At 64.0% G+C, this 6549-nt stretch carries 5 protein-coding genes; 2 read left to right on the forward strand and 3 right to left on the reverse strand.

Going from position 1 to position 6549, the window contains the following annotated elements; translation table 11 throughout:
- Positions 1–54: 54 nt before the first annotated feature.
- Positions 55–1275, forward strand: coding sequence for a urate hydroxylase PuuD (locus tag VFW84_RS02785; protein WP_414638874.1), 1221 nt, complete (start codon positions 55–57; stop codon positions 1273–1275).
- A gap of 109 nt (positions 1276–1384) precedes the next feature.
- Complete coding sequence (locus VFW84_RS02790; protein WP_329678909.1) at positions 1385–2137, forward strand: PEP-CTERM sorting domain-containing protein; 753 nt, start codon at positions 1385–1387, stop codon at positions 2135–2137.
- A gap of 87 nt (positions 2138–2224) precedes the next feature.
- Here VFW84_RS02790 and VFW84_RS02795 read toward each other — a convergent pair whose 3' ends face one another.
- The 3 genes from VFW84_RS02795 to xdhB all read right to left on the reverse strand — a co-directional run.
- A complete protein-coding gene (locus VFW84_RS02795; RefSeq protein ID WP_329678910.1) occupies positions 2225–3628 on the reverse strand; it encodes an 8-oxoguanine deaminase in 1404 nt (467 codons plus the stop codon).
- On the reverse strand, positions 3625–4530 hold the full coding sequence (gene xdhC, locus VFW84_RS02800; protein WP_329678911.1) for a xanthine dehydrogenase accessory protein XdhC: 906 nt from the start codon (positions 4528–4530) through the stop codon (positions 3625–3627). Before xdhC ends, VFW84_RS02795 begins: the two co-directional genes overlap by 4 nt.
- Positions 4527–6549, reverse strand: a 2023-nt coding sequence (gene xdhB / locus VFW84_RS02805) for a xanthine dehydrogenase molybdopterin binding subunit (RefSeq protein WP_329678912.1), incomplete at its 5' end; no start/stop codon positions are given. The genes xdhC and xdhB, both read right to left, overlap by 4 nt.

Consider the following 6549-nt stretch of genomic DNA (forward strand, 5'->3'; position numbering starts at 1 on the left):
TTGCTGGTGAGCCCCTGGTCGTATTCAACCTATCGTGGAAGCTGAGGCCTGCGCATGCTGGAGTTGTCGCCCTTGCTGACCTATGCCCTGGATTGGGCCAACCTGCTGCTGCGCTGGGTGCACGTGATCGTGGCCATCGCCTGGGTGGGGTCTTCCTTCTACTTTGTCTGGCTGGACAACACCCTGACGCCCCCGACAGATCCCGAACTCAAGCGCAAGGGCGTGGGTGGGGAGCTGTGGGCGGTGCACGGTGGCGGGTTCTACAACCCACAGAAATACCTCGGCGCCCCCAAGTCGCTGCCGGAGAACCTCCACTGGTTCTTCTGGGAAAGCTACTCGACCTGGTTGTCCGGCTTCGCACTGTTCACGGTGCTGTACCTGTTCAATGCCGGCACGTTCCTGATTGATCAATCTGTTCATGCCTGGTCGCCAGGTGTCGCGGTGGCTTCCACGCTGGGTTTTCTGGCGGGTTTCTGGCTGCTGTATGACCTGATCTGCCGAACCTTGGGGCAAGGCAAGCGGGGCGACCAGCTCGTGGGCGCCTGTGTGTTCATCATCGTGGTGGGGGCCGCCTGGGCCGCGTGTCAGCTGTTTGCCGGGCGGGCGGCATTTCTGCTGGTGGGCGCGATGATCGCCACGGCCATGAGCGCCAATGTGTTCTTCTGGATCATCCCGGGGCAGCGCAAGGTCGTGGCAGCCATGAAGGCGGGGCAGCCGGTGGATCCGATTCATGGCAAGCGTGGCAAGCAGCGCAGCGTGCACAACACCTATTTCGTCCTGCCGGTGCTGTTTGCCATGCTGAGCAACCACTATGGGTGGGCTTATGGCCACGCGCACAACTGGCTGGTGCTGGTGTTGATCATGCTGGCCGGTGCCTTGATTCGGCAATTCTTTGTGGCCCGACACAAGACCGAGGTGGCAGGGCAGCCTGCGCCCTGGGGTTGGGCTGTGGCGGGTGGCGGCTTGTTGCTTGGTGTGGCGATCTGGCTGGCGCCGGCTCCATCGCAGGCGCCCGCTGCCACTACCCAGGTGAAGCCGGATCTGGCGCAGGTCCAGGCGGTGATCACCCAACGTTGCGTGTTGTGCCACAACGCTCAACTGGCCAACAAAGGCGTGCGTCTGGACACGCCCGAGCAGATTCAGGCGCACGCCCAGCAGATCTACCAGCAGGTCGTGGTGCTCAAGGCCATGCCCATGAACAATGCCACCGGAATCACCGATGCCGAGCGGGACGTCTTGCGTCGCTGGTTTGATCCAGGTCAGTTACCCCGATAGTCGTGGGACTTGATTTCGCATGGTGAAGGCGCCCCCCTAGATTTCGCGGTTTCTTCCCCTTGGCTAGGGGGGAAGCAACGCTGGTGCTGGCTCCCGAAGGTGGTTATAGTTGGCACATACCGTTACAAATCAAGGTCCTGCCGTGAAAAAGTTCGCTGTTGCTGCACTGATGCTGGGTGTTTCCAGTGTGATGTCCGTCGCCAATGCCGCGCCTGTGACTGTGGATGCCGCCACGTACACGCTGACCTATGACGACAGTTTCCTGGCTGGTTCTCCCTCCGTGGGGGTCGCTGGTGATGCCGTGACTTTCGCTGGCGCTACAGCCGTGACGACGTCTCCGCTGCTGGGTACGCCCTCCATTGCGTCGTACGGTATCGACAGCTACAACGGCAACCCGTTTCCGATCATTCTGACGGCCAAGGCCGGCTTCAAGATCACCGGCCTGACTGAAACCATTTCGGGTCTGTACAACGCCTCCGTGTCGCCCACGGCTGCGGGTACCGCCATGTCCGGCGCTGGTTTCCAGTCCTTCTGGGTTGCAAATGATGTCGTGCAGGGCAACAGCGGTAACCAGTTGCTGGCCAACCTGAGCAGCGACACGCAGCCGTTCTCCAGCACCGGCGCTTACGATGTCAGCGGTTCCCTGGCACTGGCTTCTTCTGCCAGCAAGGTGAATCTGTCTGCCACTGGTTTCATGATTTTCTCCAACGCCACTGGCGCTGCGCTGGCTCAGACCACCTTGTCTTCGTACAAGCTGAACGTGCAAACGTCGGCTGTGCCTGAGCCCGAAATGTTCGGCCTGATGTTGGCCGGCCTGGGTGTGGCAGCGTTCTCTCTGCGCCGTCACCGCGCTGTTCGCTGATCTGGCAAGCATTCAGAAGAGGGCGAGACTCGCAAGGGTCTCGCCCTTTTTCTTTGCCTGGTCGCCAGCCTCGCAGAGGCCATCGACTCAGATGAGCGATTGGGCCATGGCATTGTGCTGGCCGATGAGCTTGGGCAGATCAACGGTTTTCAACTGGCCATGGTCGGCCACCACACGGCCATGGACGATGGTCCAGGCCGTCTGCGCCGGTTGAGTCATCAGCAGTGACGCAATCGGGTCATGCACCGCGCTGCCGGCCATGCCCAGGGTGCGGAGGTCGTAGATGGCCAGGTCGGCGGCCATACCTGGCGCGATCTGTCCGATGTCATCGCGGCCCAGCACCTCGGCGCCACCGCGTGTGGCCATGCGCAGCGCATGCCGGGCCGTCATGTCTGCCGGCCCGTGGTCGCAGCCAAAGGGCGTGAGGCTGCGGCCCACGCGTGCCAGCAGCATGGCCTGACGGGCTTCGCCCAACATGTGCGCAGCGTCGTTGCTCGCCGAGCCGTCCACGCCCAGCCCAACAGGCACGCTGGCATCCAGCATGCGTCTGACCGGCGCAATGCCGGAGGCCAGGCGCATGTTGCTGCAGGGGCAGTGGGCCACGCCGGTGTGCGTGGCGGCAAAGCGGCCGATGCCGTGATCGTCGAGCTTGACGCAGTGCGCGTGCCACACATCGTCACCGAGCCACCCTTGCGCTTCCGCATATTCGGTGGGTGTGCAGTTGAACTTCTCGCGCGTGTAGGCCACGTCGTGGTCGTTTTCGGCCAGGTGGGTGTGCAGGCGCACACCGTGTTTGCCACACTGGCGAGCGAGCAGGGCAGATTCGCGCATCAGGTCGGGGCTGACCGAGAACGGCGAGCAGGGTGCCAGGGCCACGCGCAGCATGGCATGGCGCTGCTCGTCGTGGAAGGTGTCGATCAGGCGCTGGCTTTCACGCAGGATGGCGTCTTCGCGTTCAACCAGGCTGTCAGGGGGCAAGCCGCCGGCGCTCTCGCCCACGCTCATGCTGCCTCGGCAGGCATGGAAGCGCATGCCGATCTCTTGCGCGGCATGGATGCTGTCGTCCAGGCGAACCCCGTTGGGATAGAGGTAGAGGTGATCGCTGCTGGTGGTGCAACCGCTGAGCAGGAGCTCGGCCATCGCGACCTGGGTGGACACATGGATCATGTCCGGCGTGAGGCGTGCCCACATGGGGTAGAGCGTACGCAGCCAAGAGAACAACTCGGCATCCTGCGCGGCAGGCACAGCGCGCGTCAGGCTCTGGAACATGTGGTGATGGGTGTTGACCAGGCCCGGGATGACCACGTGGCCACGCGCATCGATGGTCTGCGTGGCCTGGGCCAGCAACTCGGCGGGCAGCTCTGCAGTGGGGCCGGCGGCCAGGATCTCATGGCCGCGGATCAGCACGCTGGCGTGTCGCCATTCGGTGCCTTGATCGTCCATGGTGGCGATGCAGTCGGCATCCTTGATGAGCAGGGTGGGCTGGGTCACGGCTTGGCCTTGTCTGGCGTGTCTTGGGGGGCACTGCTCAGTGATTGTCGCAGCAGGAGCAACTGGGCCACCACAGAGACCGCAATCACGGCCGGCTCCTTGCCTTTGAGTTCGGGCAAGCCGATCGGGCAGGTCATGTGGGCGAGTTGAGCGTGATTCAAGCCTCTGGCTTCCAGTCGATGCAGGAACTTGGCCTTTTTGGTCTGCGAGCCGATCATGCCTGCAAACAGGCTGTCGCCACGGCGCAGGACGGCTTCGATGATGCGCAGATCCAGGTCGTGCCGATGGGTGAGCACCAGATGGATGGCGCCCGGTGGCGCGTCGGCCACCTCGTCTGGCGGCGCGTCGCTGGGGTGCCAGGTGATGTGCGGCGGCAAGGCAGCCAGGGTGGCGGCATCGGGCAGGCCGCATGGTGATGCCGAGTCGTCCGTGCCGCTGTCGCGCGTGTCGATCCAGCGCACCGAGAAGTCCAGGTCGGCCAGCAGCTTGACGATGGCCTGACCGACATGGCCTGCGCCATGCAGTTCGATGTGCAAGGCCGTGCAGATCGGCCATTGACGCAAGGCCGCCTCATCCAGCGGGGCGAAGTGAAGTTGAACCACGCCGCCGCAACATTGCCCGAGCGAGGGGCCCAAGGCAAAGGTCTGTGTCCAACCGGTGGTTTGGTCAAGGCTGGCCGAACATTCCTTCAAGGCCTGCCTGGCCAGCTCGATGGCTTGCCACTCCAGGTGGCCTCCACCTATGGTGCCCTCCATGGCATCTGCGCTCACGAGCATGCGTGTGCCGGCGTCGCGTGGTGTGGAGCCCTGGCTGTCCACCACGGTGAGCACCATGGCGAGCCGGCCGGCTTGAAGCCACTCACAGGCCAGTTGGCGCAGGGCGGGGGCGCTCCAGGTGCTCATGACTGTGCCGTACAGGCGGCTTTGACGGCATCCACCGCGTCCAGGATGGCCTCGGGCGTGGCGGGCGCGCGCAGGGGCGGATCCACGCGGTGCTGGCCCACGGACGAGATCGCATCCCGGATGGCCAGGAAGACCGAGAAGGGCAGCAGCAATGGAGGCTCGCCCACGGCCTTGGACCGGTAGATCGTGTCCTCCACGTTCTGGTTCTTGAACAGCTGGAAGCGGAAGTCGGCAGGGCAGTCGCTGGCGGTCGGGATCTTGTAGGTGGACGGCGCGTGCGTCATCAGCTTGCCGCTCTGCGGGTGCCAGTAGAGCTCTTCGCTGGTCAACCAGCCCATGCCCTGGATGAAGGCGCCTTCGATCTGGCCGATGTCCAGTGCCGGGTTGATCGACTGACCCACGTCGTGCAGCACGTCGGCGCGCAGCAGCTTCCACTCGCCCGTGAGTGTGTCCACCAGCACCTCGCTGACGGCCGCGCCATAGGCAAAGTAGAAGAAGGGACGGCCTTGCATGGTGTCCCGGTTCCAGTGCAGTTTGGGCGTGGCATAAAAGCCGTCGGACCATAGTTGCACGCGCGCCATGTAGGCGTCCATCACGACGTCTTCAAAGCGCAGCGTCTGCTCGCCAATGCACACCTCGTCGTCGGCAAATTGGATGGTTTCATCGGGCAGTTTGTGACGCTCCGCCAGCATGCTGATCAGGCGTGACCGGATCTGCATCGCCGCATCGGCCGCCGCCTTGCCGTTGAGGTCCGAACCTGTCGATGCCGCTGTGGCCGAGGTGTTGACGACCTTGCTGGTGTCCGTGGCCGTGACGCGCACCCGCTCGGGTTTGACGCCCAGGGTATGGGCCACCATCTGCGCCACTTTGGTGTTGAGCCCCTGGCCCATCTCGGTGCCACCGTGGTTGACCAGGATGCTGCCATCGCTGTAGACGTGCACCAGTGCGCCGGCCTGGTTGAGGTGCACCACATTGAACGAGATGCCAAACTTGACTGGCGTGAGCGCCAGGCCCTTCTTGAGCACCGGGCTGCTGGCGTTGAAGGCGGCCACCTCGGTGCGACGCGCGCGGTAGTCACTGCTGCCGACCAGTTGATCCAGCAAGGGCGTCAGGACGTTGTCTTCCACAAGCTGGCCATAGGGCGTCGTGTTGCGGTCCGTGGTGCCGTACAGGTTGGCCAGGCGCACGTCCAGCGGATCCTTGCCCAGTTGACGGGCTACCGAGTCGAGGATGACCTCGATGGCCAGTGCACCCTGCGGGCCGCCAAAGCCCCGGAAGGCCGTGTTGCTCTGCGTGTTGGTGCGGGCGCAGTAGCCATGCAGGTCCACCGCAGGCAGGTAATAGGCATTGTCGAAGTGGCATAGCGCCCGGGTCATCACCGGCGCAGACAGGTCGGCCGAGAAGCCCGCGCGGGAGACCATCTCGACCTTGGCGCCCAGCACACGGCCGTCCTGGTCATAAGCGACATCGAAGTCGTGCACGAAGCAGTGGCGCCGGCCGGTGATCATGAAGTCGTCGTCACGATCGGGGCGCAGCTTGACGGGCTTTTGCAGCTTGTAGGCTGCCATCGCCGCCACGCAGGCGAACACGGCCGATTGCGACTCCTTGCCGCCGAAACCGCCGCCCATGCGTCGGCACTCGACCAGCACATGATGCGCATGCAGGTTCAAGGCATGGGCGATGGCATGCTGCATTTCGCTGGGGTGCTGGGTGGAACTGTGCACCAGCAAACCGTGGTTTTCTTTGGGGATGGCGTAGGCGATCTGGCCTTCCAGATAGAACTGCTCCTGCCCGCCCAGATGGAATCGGCCTTGCAGACGATGCGGGGCTTGTGCCAGGGCCTGGGCCGTGTCACCTCGTTGCAGGTGCATGGGCGGTACGACATAGCTTTGGGCCGCGTGCGCAGCCTCGGGCGTCAGCAGGGCTGGGAGTGCTTCGATCGTGGTGAAGTCCCGCGCCATCGCGGCCACACGGCGTGCCGTTTCTCGTTGCGCCGAGAGCACCACGAACATGGGTTGC

It is taken from the genome of Aquabacterium sp., from assembly GCF_036279655.1.
Classification (GTDB): Bacteria; Pseudomonadota; Gammaproteobacteria; order Burkholderiales; family Burkholderiaceae_C; genus Aquabacterium.

Bases quoted from the DNA above. Each gene is read 5' to 3' on its own strand.
- VFW84_RS02785 (WP_414638874.1), top strand. From the start codon at position 55: ATGCTGGAGTTGTCGCCCTTGCTGACCTATGCCCTGGATTGGGCCAAC.
- xdhC (WP_329678911.1), bottom strand. From the start codon at position 4,530: ATGAGCACCTGGAGCGCCCCCGCCCTGCGCCAACTGGCCTGTGAGTGG.